15 protein-coding genes are annotated in these 18,938 nt (G+C 58.6%); 5 read left to right on the top strand and 10 right to left on the bottom strand.

Translation table 11 applies throughout. The annotated features are described in order from the left end of the window. Positions 1–11 precede the first annotated feature (11 nt). The gene (locus BJ928_RS29395; protein WP_047634510.1) at positions 12–1,064 is read left to right on the top strand and encodes an FkbM family methyltransferase; all 1,053 of its coding nucleotides are present in this window, start codon (positions 12–14) and stop codon (positions 1,062–1,064) included. A gap of 69 nt (positions 1,065–1,133) precedes the next feature. After that, positions 1,134–2,249: a DUF6270 domain-containing protein gene (locus BJ928_RS29390; protein WP_047634511.1), complete on the top strand. Its 1,116-nt coding sequence runs from the start codon at positions 1,134–1,136 to the stop codon at positions 2,247–2,249. A gap of 28 nt (positions 2,250–2,277) precedes the next feature. On the opposite strand, the gene BJ928_RS29385 is transcribed toward BJ928_RS29390, so the two are convergent. Then, the gene (locus BJ928_RS29385) at positions 2,278–3,087 is read right to left on the bottom strand and encodes an ABC transporter permease (RefSeq protein WP_052227862.1); all 810 of its coding nucleotides are present in this window, start codon (positions 3,085–3,087) and stop codon (positions 2,278–2,280) included. Between the two features lie 164 nt (positions 3,088–3,251). Between BJ928_RS29385 and BJ928_RS29380 the strand changes: the two genes are divergently transcribed. After that, a complete protein-coding gene (locus tag BJ928_RS29380) occupies positions 3,252–4,463 on the top strand; it encodes a capsule biosynthesis protein (protein ID WP_047634513.1) in 1,212 nt (403 codons plus the stop codon). A gap of 44 nt (positions 4,464–4,507) precedes the next feature. Here BJ928_RS29380 and BJ928_RS29375 read toward each other — a convergent pair whose 3' ends face one another. From BJ928_RS29375 to BJ928_RS29335, 9 genes are all read right to left on the bottom strand, one after another. Next, positions 4,508–5,350, bottom strand: a complete 843-nt coding sequence (locus BJ928_RS29375) for a tetratricopeptide repeat protein (protein ID WP_047634514.1) — start codon at positions 5,348–5,350, stop codon at positions 4,508–4,510. After that, positions 5,347–6,324 (bottom strand): hypothetical protein, encoded by a 978-nt coding sequence (locus tag BJ928_RS29370; protein WP_047634515.1) that lies wholly within the window; start codon positions 6,322–6,324, stop codon positions 5,347–5,349. The genes BJ928_RS29375 and BJ928_RS29370 overlap by 4 nt, the downstream gene beginning before the upstream one ends. After that, entirely contained in the window at positions 6,302–8,620 is a 2,319-nt protein-coding gene (locus BJ928_RS29365; RefSeq protein ID WP_047634516.1) for a glycosyltransferase, read from the bottom strand. Before BJ928_RS29365 ends, BJ928_RS29370 begins: the two co-directional genes overlap by 23 nt. A 160-nt stretch (positions 8,621–8,780) precedes the next feature. Continuing rightward, positions 8,781–9,974, bottom strand: coding sequence for a Hint domain-containing protein (locus BJ928_RS29360; protein ID WP_047634517.1), 1,194 nt, complete (start codon positions 9,972–9,974; stop codon positions 8,781–8,783). Between the two features lie 54 nt (positions 9,975–10,028). Beyond that, positions 10,029–10,724 (bottom strand): outer membrane protein, encoded by a 696-nt coding sequence (locus BJ928_RS29355; RefSeq protein WP_047634519.1) that lies wholly within the window; start codon positions 10,722–10,724, stop codon positions 10,029–10,031. Positions 10,725–11,664: 940 nt separating this feature from the next. Beyond that, positions 11,665–12,207, bottom strand: a complete 543-nt coding sequence (locus tag BJ928_RS39445; protein WP_245432601.1) for a DUF982 domain-containing protein — start codon at positions 12,205–12,207, stop codon at positions 11,665–11,667. 520 nt (positions 12,208–12,727) lie between these two features. Then, on the bottom strand, positions 12,728–12,973 hold the full coding sequence (locus BJ928_RS29345; RefSeq protein ID WP_047634520.1) for a helix-turn-helix transcriptional regulator: 246 nt from the start codon (positions 12,971–12,973) through the stop codon (positions 12,728–12,730). Between the two features lie 317 nt (positions 12,974–13,290). Further along, entirely contained in the window at positions 13,291–13,824 is a 534-nt protein-coding gene (locus tag BJ928_RS29340) for an NUDIX hydrolase (RefSeq protein WP_047634521.1), read from the bottom strand. A gap of 296 nt (positions 13,825–14,120) precedes the next feature. After that, positions 14,121–15,449 carry a dicarboxylate/amino acid:cation symporter gene (locus BJ928_RS29335; RefSeq protein WP_047634522.1) on the bottom strand — a complete coding sequence of 443 codons (1,329 nt, stop codon included), beginning with the start codon at positions 15,447–15,449 and terminating at the stop codon, positions 14,121–14,123. Between the two features lie 218 nt (positions 15,450–15,667). Here BJ928_RS29335 and BJ928_RS29330 point away from each other — a divergent pair, with 218 nt between their 5' ends. After that, positions 15,668–17,545 (top strand): sensor histidine kinase, encoded by a 1,878-nt coding sequence (locus BJ928_RS29330; protein WP_047634523.1) that lies wholly within the window; start codon positions 15,668–15,670, stop codon positions 17,543–17,545. Beyond that, entirely contained in the window at positions 17,542–18,918 is a 1,377-nt protein-coding gene (locus BJ928_RS29325) for a sigma-54 dependent transcriptional regulator (RefSeq protein WP_047634524.1), read from the top strand. The genes BJ928_RS29330 and BJ928_RS29325 overlap by 4 nt, the downstream gene beginning before the upstream one ends. Positions 18,919–18,938 lie beyond the last annotated feature (20 nt).

The following is an 18,938-nucleotide window of genomic DNA, read 5'->3' as shown; positions in this document are numbered from 1 at the left end:
GGAGCAGCGAAGTGACAAGTTTCTACGACATAGAGAACTGCTATAAATTCATCCTCGGCCGGACGATGAATGAGGATGAGCGCAATGTCATCGGGCAGAATCTGCTGCAACTGACGGACATTTCGCTAGACGAACATCGTCGACGTTTTCTCAGTTCCTACGAATTCCATCAGCGCCACAGCGAATTGCTGTTCGATAATTTCGTGCCGAAGTCGCTTGTTGTTCTATTCGAGACAAAGTACAATTTTAAATTGTATCTCGATCTGCGCCAGTATCACATATCCTTTGGCATCATGAGCGGGGAGTACGAGAAGTTCGACGTCGACCTCGTCAAGGCCATCCTGCCCGAAACCGGACAGTTCATCGATGTCGGTGGCAATGTCGGATACTACTCGCTCTCCATCGCGGCCAATCCGCCATTCAAGGGAACGGTCCTTGCCTTCGAGCCTCTGCCGAAGCTTTGGGATCTGTTCAACCGGTCGATTTTGGAAAACGGCTTTGAAGGCCGCGTGAGCGTCCGGCAGCTCGCCCTCGCCGACGCTCCGGGGGAACTCCAGCTGAACAATGCCGAAGACACAGTCAATGCAGGCGCGACACGGCTGATAACGAATTCGTCCGGCACCAGGGTCGGCCGCATGACCAAAGTCGAGACACTCGATCGCGTCGTCGGCAACCTGCGGCCCGATGTCATGAAGGTCGATATCGAGGGTGCCGAGGGCCTGTTCCTGAAGGGCGCACAAAGAACCCTTTCGGCACACAAGCCCTCGCTGTTGATGGAGATCAACCGCGACATGCTCTCCGTTCTGTCGAAAACGACGCCGGGCGCGATCCATCACCAGCTCTCGGAACTTGGCTACCGCATCTGGAACAGCGCCCAAGATAGGTTGACGCGGATGACAACGCCGGAGGAACTCGACTTGAATTTTCAGGTCGGCACCGTTGCGAACATTCTGGCGGTTCACGATGAGCGTGCGGAGAGCACCAACGAAAGCCTCCAGCAGCTTGGACTGACACTGGGGATGGCGAAGCCCAAAAAGCAGCGACAGCGGGAGGTGGCACTCTAGCCCTAGCCCCCGGCCGTACGGGCTCCGGCATGAAGCGCCGGCATGCCCGGTTCAAATACGGAGACATGATTGAACAAGCGGATCAACAACATAGATGATATCGCCTATTACGGCTCGTGCCCGAGCGAGGAATTCGTCGCCCATGCGTTTCCGAGCAGCAGGGTCGCCTTCTTTTGCTACGGCATCAACATCGCCAGCTTCATGGACGAACGAAAGGCCAGCATCAGGGCGATCTCCGGATGGCCGGAGCCGATCAGAAAGAAGTTGCAGTTCGAAGCACGCAAGGGCTTTCGCGACCGGCTGAAGCAGGCCGCGCCGAAAACACTCGTCGTTGATTTCAGCCGCATCACCCGCGCCTCGCTCATGCGCCACGGGAACACCTTGCTGACAGTGCCCTACGAGCTACTGGAGGCCAGCCCGGACCTGCAGCGGCAGGCCTTCGGCATCTTCAAGATCGTCCCTTTTGGCAGTCACGAATTCTGGACGCTGGTGATCGAGGCGATGCGGACGTTCAGCGATTTCGTGAATGAGGAACTTCCCGGCACGGAATTGATCCTGCTCGACGTTCCGCCGACAGCCGACTATCGTGGCACGCTCATCGACAGCAATACCTACATGATCGATTTCTGCCGCTGGCAGATGCGCTATCCTATGTCGCGCATGCTCGTCGACTTCTGTCTGGAGCATATCGAAAGCAGCCGGGTATTGACCCCCTCCATCGATCTCTACTCCGACGACACCGCGCTCTACGGGCCTGCGCCGATGCACTATTCAGCCGAGATCTGGAAGGAGATCGCCCGGCGCTTCCATGCGGATGGCGGTTTCGGGGGACTGCCGCGTTCAAGCGACCTAGTTTCGATCCTCACCAATTATTCCGGTCTCATGGAGGCGTTCACCAGGACAGCCTTGTCGAATCCAAATCTCTATCGGTTCAGCCTCGATATTCTGCATGGGGCGCTGCCCTATCTTTTTGCAAAAATCAGCAGTCCCGCCCACAGCCATTTCGGCGATCCGATCGACTCCCACGACGTCGTCGCGGCCTTTCGCTGGATATTGGGGCGCGAGCCGGAATCGGCGGAAACCTTCCTCAATCACTATGCGCTGCCCAACCGGCGCGAGCTACGCGAAACGCTGCTGCGTTCCTTCGAATTCCAGAGCCAGGCGCCCCACTATGCCAAGCTATAGCGCGGTCACGGGCCGGAAAATCGCCCTCTCATTCGAACTTGATGTGATTGCGCGCCATGTTGACGAGGCAAAGCCCGATAGCAGTCGTGAACACGCAGCATTTGAAGAGATAGCCGACATCGAAGAAGGTCTGCGCGGTATCCCCGAAAACGCCGGCGCGAAAAAGTTCGAAACAATGGACGGTGGGAACGTAGAGCGCCAACTTCTGAAGGCCGCTCGGCAGCCAGGCGACCATGAAGAACATGCCGCAAATCGGCAGCGTCAGATATTGGAACGGCGGAATGAACTTTTCGACGAACTCGAACCGCTCCGAGCCGGCTGCAAAGATGAGGCCGACCGCAAAGGAAAACCAGGCCATGAACAGCCAGCCGGTCAAAAGCAGGCCGAGGTCCTGATAGGGCGGAATGAAACCGGCCAGACGCGCGGTGGTGTAGACCACGATGAGGGCCGCGGTCGTGCCGGCAATCTCCAGAAGCGCGCGGGCGACAAGCGCGTCAGCGAGACGGATCTGGCGATGATACATGAGCGGCAGATTCTGGCGCAGGCACGAAACGGCGTGACCGCTTATGTGGCGCCAGAGCGTCAGGGGCATGTAACCGCTCAGAACGAAAGCGGCGACCGTCAATCCGTGTGCTTCGTGATGAAGCAGCGTCCACATGACCATGACGCCTGTCGTCAGAATCATCGGCTCGAGCGCGAGCCAGAGAAAACCGATGTTTTCGCGCCCGTAACGGATGAGCATCTCGCGCATGATGAGCGCACCGAGAACGCGCCCCTGGATCTTCAATCCGGTTATGAACAGCGAGCCACGACCGGAATTTATCGAGACGTCATGCATGCGGCAGCCTCCTGTTCGTCGTCCCATCGGCATCGAGCGACGATCCAACGATACCGGCGAAGGCCTCTCGCTCAATTTTCATTGCGTCGAACTTGGACAATTACCGCCGAGGACGCAGCAACATTGATGTGCAATGGCTTGCATCCATCAGGAAAGGCGCCGTCATGGCTTTGATAGACTCCGAAACCCAAGGCAAGGTGGCGGATGCCGAGAACAAGCGACAGCCTCTGCGCCGGAGACTTGTGCGATCGATCGTCAGGCCGGCAAAGTCCGGCAAACAACGCAAGCGTTCCAAGCGACTAGGCGTCTACTGGTTGGTCGTCATCGCCCCTACCCTTGTCGTCAGCGCCTACTACGCATTCGTCGCCGCCCCGATCTACGTCTCGGAGGCGTCTTTCGTCGTCCGCATGGCGGCCCCGCCATCGTCCAACGCCTTCGGCTCGCTGTTGCAGAATAGCGGTATAACTCGTTCGCAGGACGATACTTTCTCTGTGCAGGAGTATATCCGCTCTCGCCAGGCACTGAAGGAGCTTGGCCTGAAGCTTCCCGTGCGCGCGATCTTCGGCAGTCCACAGGCCGATTGGCTGACCCGCTTTCCACGCTTCTGGGAAAGCAACAGCGAGGAAGAACTTTATGGCTATTACTCCGACCGCGTCTCGGTCATCCACAACGACACGACCGGCATCACGGTATTGCGCACGACCGCCTTTCACGCGCAGGACGCTGCCGACCTGAATTCCACATTGCTGGCGCTTGGCGGCGATCTGCTCGACCGCTTAAACGACCGTGCCCGCGGTGACGCTGTTCGCTTCGCCGATAGCGAGGTGCAGGAGGCTCAGCGGCGGGTGATAGATGCACAGCGAAACATAACGGATTTCAGAAACAAGGAACTCATGATCGATCCGAACGCCAGTTCCATGTCGATGATCGATCTCATCAGCAATTTGACGGCCGAGCTCGCGACAACGCGGGCGCGGCTTGCCGAAATGCGCAAGACCGCGCCCGACAGCAGTTCCATCCCATTTCTGACGAGCCAGATTGCCGCGCTGGAGCAGCAGATCGAGAATGAACGAACCAAGATGGTCGGCTCCGACAATTCCGTCGCGCCCAGGATTGCGGATTACGAAAGTCTCGTGCTGATGCGGGAATTTGCCAACAAGGCGCTCGTTGCTGCTCTCGATGCGCTGGAAGCCGCCAGAGGCGATGCACGCCGCCAACAACTCTATCTCGAGATCATCGTTCCCCCGCAGATGCCCGACGAGGCAGAAATGCCCTATGCGCTCAAGAATATTCTGGTCGTCTTCCTGTCCCTGAGCCTTGCCTACCTGCTCGGCTGGTTGATGGTGACGGCCATCAAGGATCACGAAAGCGGCTGATCCTGCCGCAGCCTCCGTCGGGCCCGAACCTATCGATCAGGATATCAGTCGGGATGCCAGAAGCAGGTATAGATCTCCGCCATACAGGCGCGGATCTCACGACCGGTAATCGAATCCGCGGTGACATGGCCATAGACGTCGAACTCCGCGTCGCGCGCACGGATATAATATCGCAGAGCCGCTTCGATATCCCGCATGGCTTTGTAGAGATGGGCCGTCTGGATCTCGACATCGATCACCGCGGCGGCATCGAGGTTCTGCGCATATTGGCGATAGACATCGTAGAGCCGCAGCGCTTCATCAAAATCTCCGGCCTCCTTCGTCACGTTCGCATAGACCGCAATCAGGTCGATTTCACCATCCGTGTCTACGAGATCACGCAGTTGCGCTCGTGCCTGCGGCCAGCGCCGCGACTGGATCAGTTCCATGGCATTCTGGCGTTTGCGCTCTACATCGACGCGCGAAAGCCGAAGGCGCGCCGTCTCCAGATGGCCGGCGATATCCGCATTGCCGGGCGCAAGCGCATGGGCGCGTTCGTACCATTGAAGCGCGGCCTCCGGCTCGTTCATTTTGTTGTAGAGATGGCCAAGCTGCAGGTGGATGTCGACATCGTCGGGCTCTTCCTCAAGGAAGTGCCGATAGGCTTCCAGCGCAGCTTCGAAATCCCCATTCTCCTTATGGGCATGGCCGAGCTGCACGAGCAACGATATTCGCGCCGGATATTGCTCCACGGCCTGCTCATAATGGAAGGCCGCGGTTGCCCAATCCCGTCTGTCGCGCGCGGCATCTGCCTCGGCCAGCACGTTGACCGGTGCGCGAGTTTCGGCCGCCGCATTCCCCTGGCCGACGCGCAGAAGCGTCGATGCAAACCGCAGCTCCCGCCTCATGGCACACGCCGCATGGAAATGTTTCGGGGACGCAGCCAGCGGTCTTCCTGGGCGCGTTCGTGAATGCGAACACGCAGCTCGATGAAGCGATGCTCGCGCTTGACGGTCATGCATACGGTTCCCGAAAACGAGCCGACAAGCGTTATGGCCTGCAGAAAATCGAGACCGGAATTGGCGACGATTTCGATATCGAGCTTGGCCGCCTGCGGTTGGATCAGATCGAGATCCAGCAGCCATTCGCCTTCCGCAAAACTGCGCTTAGGACCCGTCAGCAGCCAGCCAGCTTGCACACGCCAGTTACCATCATCGATCTGCAGAGGCTGACGCAGCAGATCGGGTGCGATCATCCAGCCGATATTCTCGACCTCGCGAACGAACACGAGCATTGCCTGCCCGTCCGGGCTGACCAGCAGTCCCGACGGCGAGATGTTTGCGTTGGATAGATCAGAACCTTCACGCTCGCTGCCATAATCATCGGGCAACAGCGTATCCCAATAGGCAGTCTGTCCATCCCGGCGCGCGATGGCGACGATCCGCTTCACAACGGCCGTTCGAGTGAGGACGCCACGCCGGAGATCGAATTCTAGCCCCAGGCGTTCGGCCGATGTCGGATCGCGCCCGCAAATCCGCGAGAAGGCATAGCGCAGGAAAGCCGCATCATCCTCTTTTGCGAAACGGACGAAATTCTCGACCATGGCGAACTGATCCGGTTCTCGGCGCAGCGCATGCACGCCGGAAAGGCCGCTCAGCGACAATGGTACGGGCCGCCGCGCCTTCAGCGCGTCAACCACGCGCAGCCGATTGGTGCCGCCGCGAATGGCGTTCGCAAGCGACAGGCGATCGTCCTCGGTCAGATCGATCTCCGTCAGGTCCAACGCCTTTGCCCAGGCATCGACGAAGGATTCTGCCGGCAGGGAGAAGACGTCTTTGGGCAGGACACTCAAGGGCTGTCTATGCAACTCGGCGATGGTCAATGTTGCCCTCCAACATCTTTTCGATGGCTGTTACATGCCGCGCGGCAGTGCGCGGATAGGAATACCAAAGCGCCGCCTGGCTGCGATCGCGATCCAGCATCGCCAGCAGGGAGGAACTTTGCGCAAGGCTGACGAGCGCCTCCGCAATACAGTCTATCTCGGTGCTTTTGACGACATGACTGATCGGCCACAGGTCACGCAGAACCTGTGAACGGGAGCACAGAAGCGGGCGATTGACGCTCATTGCTATACGAGCCGCCCCGGTCGCCGTTTCACTCGAATGACCATAGAGGAATGAGAGCAGATCGCAGGTCATCAGCTCGCGACGCAGTTCTCCTTCGGAAATGAAATCGAAACGCGCTATGACCTTGTCGGATAGTCCGAGGTAGACGATCAGATTTTCGATCATGGCTCGCATCGCCCGAGATTCGTCGTTCGCGACCACGCAGTTGAACAGTTTGAGGCGAAGTCTCGGCTCGTAGTTCAACGCTTCCGCGAAGGCCAATACGAGACGGTCGATATTCTTGTGGGGCATCAGGAACCCGAAGGTGCCGATGGTAAAATGCGAGGGGTCGGGTGCCGGAGCGTCTTCCGGCGGCAGGAGAACACCGTGCGGCATGACAATTGGGTTCGGATGCCCCGCGGCTGAAAGCGCTGCCGCGTCCTCCGCCGAATGCACGAAGACCATGTTGAACGCGCGGGTCCAGTCCAGTGTCCCCCCGCGCAACGTCTCCTTCACGCTGTGCATGGTCAGCACACGCAGCCGATGAGCGGTCGCCGCCATCGGCTGGATGAGCAATTCCATGTCCGGCGTCGAGAAGTGGCCGGGATGATGTTGCATCCAAAGGACCTCGCCACGCCCCTGCTCCAGGCGCCCCGCCAGCCGCTTGAGCGAAGCAAGATCGTAGCCCCACAGGCGCGATATGCTGCGTGGTGCAGTCTCGGTGGTATGCGGAGGCGTTTCTGGCAAGGCATCGTCCATGATCCGCCGCGCGAAGATGTGATCGATCCTGCCTTCGAATGCAGGCGTGCCGTAGAGATGCTGCGCGTAGGTGGCAATGCCGCACTGCTGCTGCCAGGAAGAAATAAGATCGATCGTCCAGTTCCGCCGCGCTTCGGCCGCGACCGGCGCAGATTTGGCAAGGGCGGCCAGCGTGCGGATAGCGACCGATCTCCAGCTGAAATGTGCTTTCAACAGTGCTTTGGCTCGCTCTGTCCGGCTGCGCGCCTCGTCGGGGCGATCAAGCACAGCGCGCATCTGCGTCCCAAGATGCTCCACGGACGGTTCGGCCCACAGGCTATGGGAACCCGCGACATGGGCCTGTGAGGCCGACATGTGGCAATCGACCAGCCAGGCCGTGCTGGGGCGGCAGAAATCGAGCTGGCCGCTGTAATTCGTGGTGACCACCGGAATGTCGAGCAGCATGGCTTCCGCCAGAGGTAGGCCGAAGCCCTCCCCTCTACTCGGCGCTACCAGCATCGCAGCCGAGCGATAGAGCGCACGCAGTTGGCTCGCATCATAGTGCTCGTCGATGATCGTGATGGGCGGCGCATCGGCAAGCCGGCCCCGTCGTTCGGCAAGAACCGACGCCGAGATGTTGTTCGGATTCGGAAACGTCTTGATGACCAGTTCGACCGGATCATCCGCGCGGAAGCTGCGCAGGAACGCATCGATCAGGACATCAATGCCCTTGCGGGGAAAGCAGGAAGACACATGCAGGATGCGCCGGCGGCCGGTTTCAGGCAGAGGGCACGGCACATCGTCAGCAATTGCCGAAAGATGATCGCAGCCATTGCCCGTGACTTCCACCGGTAACGTCACCCCGGAGCGCTCGAAACTGTCGTGCACGAAGTTCGAAATCACCGTCACGAGGTCGAGATCATGATTAAAGCGATCCACGAGATATTGCGGAAATTCAAGCTCTTCCCAGGCAAAAGCCACATAGGCGTTCTGCCGGCCGACCATATTGTGCGTCACCGGCGGCCAAGTGTTCCGCAGATGGATATCGAATGTCTCGTTGAAGGGATAATCATCGCGCATTCGCCGCATGATATCGGTGGCGGCCGAGAGGGTTGCATCGCCCTGCCACTCGTCTTCCGCGGTGTGGCAGGTCAGATTGACGCCCAAGTCGATGAGCGCCTGCGCGAGATGGCGATTGACAATCGCTAGGCTGTAATCGCCTTTGAACACGCCGTCGAAGAAAACTGTCTTGCCGGAAAATTTCTCGATCAGCGAGCGTTCGTCGATGCGAGCCGCATCAAGCGAGTAAGGCGAAGCAGTATCGTCATGACGCATTCATGACTCCCAGACACCGGAGGCAGACAAATGGCGATGGCCAACACGCAAATTCGAAGACGCGTGATCAAACGGATGACGAAAACCCTGTCTCGCACCTATCGCCGGCTTCGATACGGGCGGCCGTCGCCGCCCGTACCTCGATGCTCTGCACTTATTGTCAGGATGCTGCGGCTTCTCGAACGAGATAACCCATTTCCTCGGCACGCTTTTCGAGCGATACGCGGGCCTGCTCAAGCACCTTGCCCGCATAGACCGGCGGATAGCACCAATCGTTCCAGGTCCGCGTTGCCGCATTTGGAAACGCGCCGAACCTCAACACGCCCGGCTCGAGGAAGGACATGCGCCCACCGAGATCGAGATAGGTCTCGGTCTGCGCACCTTCGGCGAGGATGATGGAATGCTGTTCCAACTCGATGTGATAATATTCGAAGGGTGCCAGCGTCGCTTCCTGGGTGATGGTCGTCCCATTGATCAGGAATTTGGCCGGAATCAGCGATTCCTCCAGGAACATGCAATGATCGGGAGAGACGTAGAGATCGCGGGAAGGAACGTTTTCCGCAATGGCGCCCGCCTGAATCTTTACAGGCAGCGTATCACGCGGCTTGTCGATCGCCTTGGGATCGATCCGCCGCCGGCCGACCCATCTGATTTCCGCCACGCCATTATGCGTGACGACGAGATCTCCGACCCGCAGATCCTCGACCTGAATATCGCCCTGCGGCGTATGAATGAGGGTCCCGCGCAGGAAGCAGCTCGTGAATGTGAGAGTGTTCGTGCCTGCATCGAAACTGTATGTGACACCGGCAGGGATGGTGTAGGAGCCGAGAGCGACGGGCAGCCCCAGCACCGTCTCATTGAAGGTTACGGTGTTGCCTACCTGGCTCACGCTAGTCGCGCCAGCGACTTCGATTCTGTCGCCGTTTTGAACATTAAGGACGTTCGGAGGCGTCGACAGGTTCAAATTGACGCCGCCGGGATTGTAGACGAACAGGCCAGTTCCGTTGGCGCTCGCAAAATCGACGGTGACGCCGTTCAGCAGTCCGATGTTGAGCGTGCTCGCATCGACGGTGATGCTGGACCCCGCGCCAATCCCGTAAGTGTATGTCGAGCCAGCGGCGATATTCGCAAGGCTGGCATTGATTGTAACGTTGGCGCCGTTGATGGCATCAATCGTCGTACTCGAAACCGCGCCTGTGCCAACGAGATTGCTGATATTAACGTTTACACCATCAACTACCACCGTGCCGTTGGAAACCAGATTGAGCTGGATCGTATCCGTCGACGTACCAGCATTACTGCTGTTGATCGTCGTGGTACCGTTATTCACAAGGTTGATGCCAATCAAAGCCATATGATTTTCCTCTCCGGTTCAGATTTAAAGCTTATCTTTCCGAGAAGCCGACCGTCAGAACTTGTAGTTCAAGCCGACCCGAATGGCGTGGAAGTCGGAACTGGCCTTCGTCGACAGTGCATCTCCGCCCACGTTGTAGCCACCAAAATCCACATATTGATATTCCAGCTTTGCGGTTATGTGGTCGGTGAAGGCGTGTTCGACACCAGCCCCCACGGTCCAGCCAGCCCTGGTCTTGTCGTCATCGAAACTGCCGACACCTGCGACAGAACCCTTGTAGTTGATATGACCATAGGCAAGACCGCCGGTACCGTAGAACAGCGTCCTGTCATACGAATAGCCGATACGCGGGCGCAATGTGCCGTACCAGTCGATCTTGGACGACGCGCTTGCCGTGCCAGTATTGAAGGAATCGTTGATATCGCCGCCCTGAAAATCGGTTTCGAGACCGATCACCCAGTTGTTGTCGATCTGATAGTTATAGCCAATCTGGCCACCGCCGATGAAACCGGAGCCGTCAAGCTTGCCATATCTACCAAGATAGTTTCCGAAGGAATGGAAGCCGACGTCGTCGTTGCCGCCAAAGGCACCACCGGCGTTCACACCGACATAGAAACCGGTCCAGGAAAATACCGGCGTCGTTTCGACGGGAGCCTCAGGCGGCGTGGAGACGGCAAGATCCGCCGCATAGCCGGCACTCGCTGCGACCGTCATCAGCAGGAAAACGGTAGATCCCAAAAACTTGCGCATTCGAAAACTCTCCTCGAAGGAATTCGCGATTCAACATGTAACTTGCGAAAGTTCACGCTGAAGCCATAATATAGGCGCGATTATCTCTGTAAATACGTGATTGCTAATAAATATTTCCAAAATGTATGCTTTATTTGTACAATTCTGTCGCAATATGTATTGAGAATATACTGCTTCTATACCGATGGAATCTCCAAGAGCGGCGCGTTTCATGCCCTTCGGAGCATGAGCCGTTGGACCGGGATGAATGGAGCGACATCGTCGGGATGCGGAATGTGGACAAAGCAGGCCAAGGTAATTTCGCATCTCGACGGGAAGCTGCCGGTTCCAGGGACTTCGGCATGACGTAATCAAACGTGAGGTGTCGTTTTCAATATAGACAGGAAACGCCCCCTTCTTCAGGCTTTAAGCGCCACTGCAGATATCGATCTGCTGCGCTGGGAGGCCCGACGGGGCGGACCTTTGAAGGAACGTCGGGTCTCCCAACGGCACGAAAGCCCACCTCTCACCGATCTCATGCGAAAGCGTCGCCGACCGCCGCGCGGCACAATACACTCCCATGTGTCTTGCTGACGGCCCCCCCAACGGGTTCAAAACACGACTTAGACCCGTTGCTTGGCCGTAGCGTTTTTAGACAAACTCCATGCCGGCGTTACCAATCAGCTTACTGTGAAATCGGCTTTCCGGCGCCAGACGCAATCAGGCTTCTCCCGTCGCTTTGTGTATGGACGGAGTAGCGGTGGCGGGCCACATCTTTGGAACTATCGCAACCGCCAATTTGCGATGGTCGGGAGGCCCGGTCGCCTTGCTTCAAGGACCGGTCGGGCCTCCTCGATGTGCCAGTCGCGAGTTTCGATGGACATCAGCTTTTCCAGCAAATCAATAGACGGGCAAACGTCCGTAGCCGCCAGGCTGCGCAAGTCGAGAGATTTTGAAGGTATCAGGGAGTTACGCGCATGCCAGCTGCCTTCGCCGCATTGACGAGGGCTACTCGAACCTGTTCGGGGGAAGTTTTGCCTTTTACGCTGTCGATACAGGCTTGCAACGCCTCTTCGAAGGCGTCTCCATAGCGTACAGGCCATTCCGTGGTAAGGCATTCGATGGCTTGCGCAACGGAATTGACGATACGAACCTGCTCATCGCCCTGCAACGAGATCCCGATCGGTACGAAGTCTAGCGCTGCGCGATCAATTGATGCCTCTGGCTGCGGTGTCTGATCCTGGTCATCGGCATTTACCGATTTTGCGTTTCGCCGCCACATCACCAACCTGGAAAGCAATGACATGTCACGAGCAATTTCGCCCGACATCGTCACTTCTCCTGCACGGCCCAGATTGCCATCATCCTCTTCATGCGGCTCGTGCGGCAAAGCTGCACGACCATCCATATTCGTCGAAGGGCTGCTAACTTCGGGGGGAGCCAAGCCAATCAATTGCGTGTCGACATTCAGCTCGACATCTGAAGTCTTATCATTCTGCCCCATGCCCATATGTCCCGACAAGCGACACCAAACCCACCCCAGCACGGGCCTGCATAGTCGCTATATGCTGCATCAAAAAAGTACTACTAAACAAAAAGGTAATCGAGATTGCCAGATTAAAACTTTGAAACGAGTTTGACCAGTATCGCGACAACAGAAAGCGCAAATACTCCTAAAACGCCCTGATACTGGCTTATTTTCAATGTATAGATATGAGGGTTTTCGCCTAAAAAGCCGGAAGATGGCCCTATGATCGCTGCCAAATTTCTTCCAGTCTGCGTAAGCTTGATTATCTATAATTGCAAACCATGAAGCAAAAGGGCCTATTATCCATCCAGGATTGCAGCTTGCTGCAATTCACTCCCTCAATGCTTCTTCGATGAGACATCGCCCGCGCGATGTGAGTGGACGAGCACGCAGAAGGCACGATGGAACTCGTTATGATTGCAATCGTTCACATGCGAAGCCTATGCGAGCGACTCACGCGGAGATTCAAAGGGGCGCACCGAAGTGCGCCGCCTGTTCAAACGATGAAGAAAGTCGATGGCGGAACCTGCAATGCGGTGGCAATGCGGCGAAGTTTCGCCGGATCAGCCTCGGCACCAGCCTCGATTTCAGTAATTTCCTCACTGGTGAGGCCACACGTTTCGGAGAGATCGTCAATCGTGTAACCGATGGCTTCCCGCGCCTGCCGCACGGCAGCAGCGATCTCACCATCAGGAACGGTAGAAGCCTTTGAACTATCGATATTGTTTGGAGTAATGGACATGAAATTTCTCCTTCCAACGTCCGCCGGCCAAATCGTTGCCGGGTGAAGGCAGCTATTGCAGCCATGAGGCATCTCGGCCTAAACAGACGCGGCCGAACGCTGCGTCAATATAGGCATCAATGCGGCGAGGGCAAGCACGCAAGCGCATAGCTGCCAAGCGCCTGGCTCTCGGCTCGTTTCGCGTCTTAATATTCTGTGATAGCGACAACACGTCACGGTTACGGAATAACTGAACGCCCCCAAACCTTATTTGCTGCGAAGTTTCCACCCTTCAGGAAGCTCCGCAGAAGAAAGACAATGCCGTCTGCCCGGCAAAATCACTTCTTGCCTTTTGCCTTACGCAGCTTCCGCTCGGCCGCAAGCAAGAGCCCTTTGAGCTCAGGCTCGCGCACGCGACTGGCGGCCTCGATGAAGGAAACCCATTCGAGGCGGCGCTGGCCTCGCTCCGGAAAATCCTGAAGCATCTGGTCGACCTCCAGAAGATGCAGCCCGACGATACAGGGAACGCGATTGCCGTCGGCGAGCTGCTTCAGATAGGTGAAATAGCCAAAGGGCTTCTTCTTCACCTTGCCGCGTACGCCGGCCTCCTCATAAGCCTCTATGGCAGCGACCTCATGCGGCTTCTTGCCCTTGATCGGCCAACCCTTGGGCACGACCCACCTGCCGCTTTCCCGGCTGGTGACGACGAGCACTTGCGCATCAACGCACTCCGGCGCCTTCCTGTAACAAATGGCGGCGTATTGTTCATGGAAACGGCCGTGCAGCAGCTCATCCGCATGGGAGGCAAGTTCGGACAGAAAACTCTCCGAACGCCTCAGGGCCTTTTGTTGTGCTGACGATGAAGAACCCATGCGCGGCTACTCGCGACACGGTCGATCGACGCAAATGCCCCCTGGGACCGGCTGACCTGCGCTCACGAAAATTGTCTGTGACACGCTGCCCTCCCTCCGCTTACGGCTCGCCCGAAATTCACAACTGTCAGTATGATGCTGTGAGCCGTTGCGGTGACAGTTTTATGAAGGCCGCTGTTGATGACGTGGCCTGATTGGCGGCCACTACCCCCAACACAAAACAGTGATTGCGCCATGCAGAAACGGAAAACGGCCCCGCTGGGGGCCGTTTCATGCTTGGGAGAATGTGGCGAAGCTTATTCAGCAGCCTGCAAAACAGGCACCTCTATTTCTTCGCTCAATTGCCCCGCCATGGCGGCGGCAAACTTGGTCTGGTCAAGCTCGTTTTCCCAGCGCGCGACAACGATCGTGGCAACCGCATTGCCGACGAAATTGGTCAGCGCGCGGCATTCCGACATGAAGCGGTCGATGCCGAGGATGAGCGCCATACCGGCGATCGGAACCGAAGGCACGACGGCAAGGGTTGCGGCAAGCGTGATGAAGCCGGCGCCGGTGATGCCCGCGGCACCCTTGGAGCTCAACATGGCGACGAGCAGCAGCAGGATCTGGTCACCGAACGACAGCGGCGTGTCGGTCGCCTGTGCGATGAAGAGCGCAGCCAGTGTCATATAGATGTTGGTGCCGTCGAGATTGAAGGAATAGCCCGTCGGGATGACAAGGCCGACGACGGAGCGCTTGCAGCCGGCGCGTTCCATCTTGTTCATCAGGCCGGGAAGAGCGGCTTCCGATGAAGACGTGCCAAGCACCAGCAGCAATTCTTCCTTGATGTAGCGGATCAGCGCCAGGATCGAGAAGCCGTTGTAGCGGGCGACGGCACCCAGCACGACGAGCACGAACAGTAGCGACGTGGCATAGAAGGTGCCGATCAGGAAGGCGAGATTGGCAATCGTGCCGATGCCATATTTGCCGATGGTAAAGGCCATGGCACCGAAAGCGCCGATCGGGGCGAATTTCATCAGCAGCGCAACCATCCGGAAGATCGGCGTGGTCAGTGCCTGCAGGAAGTCGACGACCGGGCGGCCACGCTCTCCGACCGCGCCGAGCGCGATACCGAAGACGACCGAAAAGAACAGCACCTGGAGAATGTCGCCCTTGGCGAATGCGCCGACGATCGTGTCCGGAATAATGTTCATCAGGAAGCCTACGACCGAGGCGTCATGGGCCTGTGCCGCGTAATTGTTGACGGCCTTGGTATCCAGCGTTGCCGGATTGATATGCATGCCGGCGCCCGGCTGCACCACGTTGGCAACGATGAGACCGATGATCAACGCCAGGGTCGAAAAGGTCAGGAAATAGATGAACGACTTGCCGACGACGCGACCGAATTTCTTCAAGTCCGACATGCCGGCAATGCCGGTCGTGACCGTCAGGAAGATGACGGGCGCAATGACCATGCGCACCAGCTTGATGAAGGCATCGCCAAGCGGCTGCAACGAGGTGCCGAGCTGCGGATAATAGTGACCGAGCAGGATGCCGGCGGCGATGGCGGTGAGAACCTGCACGTAGAGGTGCCGATAGAAAGGAAGCTTGACGCGCGTTTCCGCGGCAGCGATGGGAGCAATCATGATGTCCTCCGTTAAGCCCAACCGATCTCTCGGCCCTCCGGGCGACGACTAGAATTCAACAGCCTCCGACTGTTCCGTTCTTCCCTGCAACGGCCGTGCCAAATGGGCGCCTTCATTTTAACACATTGCTTTCGTTGAATTTTAATTCATGCCGCCAATCGAAAGGCATCGACGCGTGCGGTAATCCGCACAGATGGAATTGCGGCTCGCGCGAAATCATGCACAATGCGGTGATGCTGCAGCGCCCGGTCCACGAACGATTTTTGACGCCCGAGCAACTGGGTCGGCGTTCCCGTCGGGTCTGGTTCGTTTTCGCGTTCCTAAGTGCGGCCATCATTGCGGCCTGCCTCTATGGCGCCAATTTCTATGGCCGCCTTTCGGCTATCGAGACGCTGCAAAGACAGGGGCATACGGACGCAAATCTCAAGGTCGCGCTGCTGCGAGCAGTTCTCGAGCGTCCCCGCGCCTTGCCGCTCCTCTTGGCCGACGATCAACAGGTGCGGGATGCGCTCGCCAACCAACGCACCGACGATATCGTCGCACTCGACCGCAAGCTTGAAAGCCTGGTTTCCGGCACCAGTGCGTCCGTGCTTTATGTCACCGGCAAGGACGGTGTCGCCATGGCCTCCAGCAACTGGCGAGAGCCCTTGAGCTTCGTCGGCAACGACTATTCCTTCCGCGATTACTTCCGCAAAGCCATGGAGGCGGGAACCGCCGAACATTATGCGCTTGGCACGGTCAGCAATCGCCCCGGCCTCTACATCTCGCGCCGCGTCGGCGATGCCGGTTCCGCGCTCGGTGTCGTCGTTGTGAAGATGGAGTTCGATCAGTTGGAAGCCGACTGGAGCGAAACGGGCCGTCCCGCCTACGTGACCGATGAACGAGGCGTCGTGCTCATCACAAGCCTGCCCTCCTGGCGTTTCATGACGACCTCGCCCCTCTCGCAGGAGGAGGCTGCGGCTATTCGCAAGAGCCTGCAGTTCGGTGCCGCGCCTCTCTCGCCGCTACCGATCGGTCGTCCCGAGAAGGTCGGCCCGGATGCGACAATCGTCCGCGCCGTTCTACCCGGGAGCAGTGCTGCCGAATATTTACGGCTGACAACAGCTATTCCATCGACGCCCTGGCAGCTTGGCTACCTGATCCCAACCGATCAGGCGATCGCCTCCTCCGTGCGCGAAACGCGCTTTCTCACCTTGACGGTACTGTTGCCGATCCTCGCTTTTGCCGCCTTCCTGCTGCGCCGGCGCGATGTCTCCGCCATGCAAATCGCCGTCAGCAGGATGGCGCGCGAAGAGCTTGAACGCCGCGTTCTTGAACGCACGGAGGATCTGAGCCGAGCCCGTGATCGGCTGGAGGCGGAGATTGCCGACCACCGTGCGACGGAAGCCAAGCTTCAGGGCGTGCAGCAGGATCTTGTCCAGGCCAATCGCCTCGCCATCCTCGGCCAGGTCGCCGCCGGCGTCGCCCATGAGATCAACCAGCCGGTCGCGACGATCCGGGCCTATGCGGAGAACGCGAATGTCTTTCTCGATAGGCAGCAGACACAGCCGGTCAAAGAGAACCTCTCAGCAATAGCGGCGCTGACGGAGCGTATCGGCACCATCACCGAGGAGTTGAAAGCCTTTGCTCGCAAAGGCAGGACCGCTCCCGAGCCCGTGGACCTCAGAAGCGTGATCGAAGGGGCTGTCATCCTGCTCAGGAGCCGTTTTGCCGGCCGCCTGGATGCGCTCAAGATCCAATTGCCGCCAACAGGGCTCAGCGTTGTCGGGACCCGCATCCGGCTTGAGCAGGTGCTGATCAACCTCTTTCAGAACGCGCTGGAGGCGCTGGAAGGACGCGACCAGGCCAGGGTGGAGGTTTCGGTGCGCGAGACGGCTGAGCAGGTCGAGATCGTGGTTTCCGACAATGGTCCTGGCATTCCCGCAACGATCCTCGACTCGCTGTTTACGCCCTTCAATACATCCAAGGAAAAGGGCCTCGGTCTCGGCCTCGTCATTTCCAAGGATATCGTCGTCGACTATGGCGGCCGGATCGACGTCGAGAGCAACGGCAGCGGCACCCGCTTTACCGTCCATTTGCGCAAGGCCCCACTATGAACGAGAATTCCCCCGTATTCCTCATCGACGACGACAAGGATCTGCTGCGGGCGACGAAGCAGACGCTTGAGCTGGCGGGCTTTGCCGTCTCCGCCTTTTCTGCCGCGAGCGAAGCGCTTCAGGCTCTGCACGCCGACTTTGCCGGCGTCGTTGTCTCCGACATTCGCATGCCGCAGATGGACGGGCAGCAGCTCTTTGCTCACATTAAGGCGCTCGACGCCGATCTGCCGGTCATTCTGATGACGGGCCATGGCGACATACCGATGGCGGTGCAGGCGATTCAGGATGGCGCCTATGATTTCATCGCCAAACCCTTCGCCACGGATCGGCTAGTGCAGAGCGTACGGCGGGCGACCGAAAAGCGGCGGCTTGTCCTGGAAAACCGGGCTTTGCGGCAGGCTGCGGAACAGGCGCAGGGCGATCTACCATTGATCGGCCAGACCCCCGCCATCGAGCGCCTGCGCCATACGCTGCGGCAGATCGCCGATACGGATGTCGATGTGCTGGTGACAGGCGAAACCGGCAGCGGCAAGGAAGTGGTGGCGAGCCTGCTGCATCGCTGGAGCCGCCGCGCGAAAGGTAATTTCGTCGCGCTGAACTGCGGTGCCCTGCCGGAAACCGTGATCGAAAGCGAGCTGTTCGGCCATGAGCCCGGCGCCTTCACCGGCGCGCAGAAGAAACGCGTCGGACGCATCGAACACTCAAGCTCTGGCACACTGTTTCTCGACGAGATCGAAAGCATGCCGCCCGCCATTCAGGTGCAGATGCTCCGCGTGCTGGAAATGCGCGAGGTGACGCCGCTCGGCACCAATGAAGTCCGCCCCGTCGATCTTCGCGTTGTCGCGGCGGCAAAAGTCGATCTCGGCGATCCCCGCCAGCGCGGCGATTTCCGCGAGGATCTCTATTATCGCCTCAACGTGGTCACGCTTTCCATTCCGCCGTTGCGCGATCGGCGCGATGACATTCCCCTGCTCTTCGGCCATTTCGCCGACCGCGCCGCCGGCCGCTTCAAGCGCGAGGTGCCAGCCATATCCACGACGGTGCGCCGCCATCTGCAGCAGCACGACTGGCCGGGCAATGTTCGCGAACTCTCGCATTTTGCCGAACGCTTCGTGCTCGGACTTGAATCGGCGGCGACGCCGAAATCCAGCGAAGTGCCGGCGGTGGACGAAGGCTTGCCGTTGCCCGTCAGAGTGGAGCGCTACGAGGCCGAACTCATCCGCGAAACGCTGTCGCAGAACGATGGCGACGTTCGCCGCACCATCGAGGCACTCGGCATTCCCAGAAAGACCTTCTACGACAAGCTCCAGCGGCACGGCATCGTCAGAGGCGACTTCGCCGGTTTTGACGGCGACGAACGCCGGGGTTCCTGACCCATTACCTGCCGGTGAGA

Origin of the sequence: Rhizobium sp. WW_1, from assembly GCF_003610155.1 — a bacterium.
GTDB classification, from domain to species: domain Bacteria; phylum Pseudomonadota; class Alphaproteobacteria; order Rhizobiales; family Rhizobiaceae; genus Rhizobium; species Rhizobium tropici_A.
The sequence above is the reverse complement of the archived record's forward strand: the minus strand, read 5'-3'. Positions and strand labels throughout refer to the sequence as shown.

Coding starts and splice junctions, on each gene's coding strand:
- BJ928_RS29375 (WP_047634514.1), bottom strand. CDS start 5,350: ATGAGGCGGGAGCTGCGGTTTGCATCGACGCTTCTGCGCGTCGGCCAG.
- BJ928_RS29360 (WP_047634517.1), bottom strand. CDS start 9,974: ATGGCTTTGATTGGCATCAACCTTGTGAATAACGGTACCACGACGATC.
- BJ928_RS29340 (WP_047634521.1), bottom strand. CDS start 13,824: ATGGGTTCTTCATCGTCAGCACAACAAAAGGCCCTGAGGCGTTCGGAG.
- BJ928_RS29335 (WP_047634522.1), bottom strand. CDS start 15,449: ATGATTGCTCCCATCGCTGCCGCGGAAACGCGCGTCAAGCTTCCTTTC.
- BJ928_RS29355 (WP_047634519.1), bottom strand. CDS start 10,724: ATGCGCAAGTTTTTGGGATCTACCGTTTTCCTGCTGATGACGGTCGCA.
- BJ928_RS39445 (WP_245432601.1), bottom strand. CDS start 12,207: ATGGGGCAGAATGATAAGACTTCAGATGTCGAGCTGAATGTCGACACG.
- BJ928_RS29330 (WP_047634523.1), top strand. CDS start 15,668: ATGCACAATGCGGTGATGCTGCAGCGCCCGGTCCACGAACGATTTTTG.
- BJ928_RS29365 (WP_047634516.1), bottom strand. CDS start 8,620: ATGCGTCATGACGATACTGCTTCGCCTTACTCGCTTGATGCGGCTCGC.
- BJ928_RS29385 (WP_052227862.1), bottom strand. CDS start 3,087: ATGCATGACGTCTCGATAAATTCCGGTCGTGGCTCGCTGTTCATAACC.
- BJ928_RS29380 (WP_047634513.1), top strand. CDS start 3,252: ATGGCTTTGATAGACTCCGAAACCCAAGGCAAGGTGGCGGATGCCGAG.
- BJ928_RS29325 (WP_047634524.1), top strand. CDS start 17,542: ATGAACGAGAATTCCCCCGTATTCCTCATCGACGACGACAAGGATCTG.
- BJ928_RS29345 (WP_047634520.1), bottom strand. CDS start 12,973: ATGTCCATTACTCCAAACAATATCGATAGTTCAAAGGCTTCTACCGTT.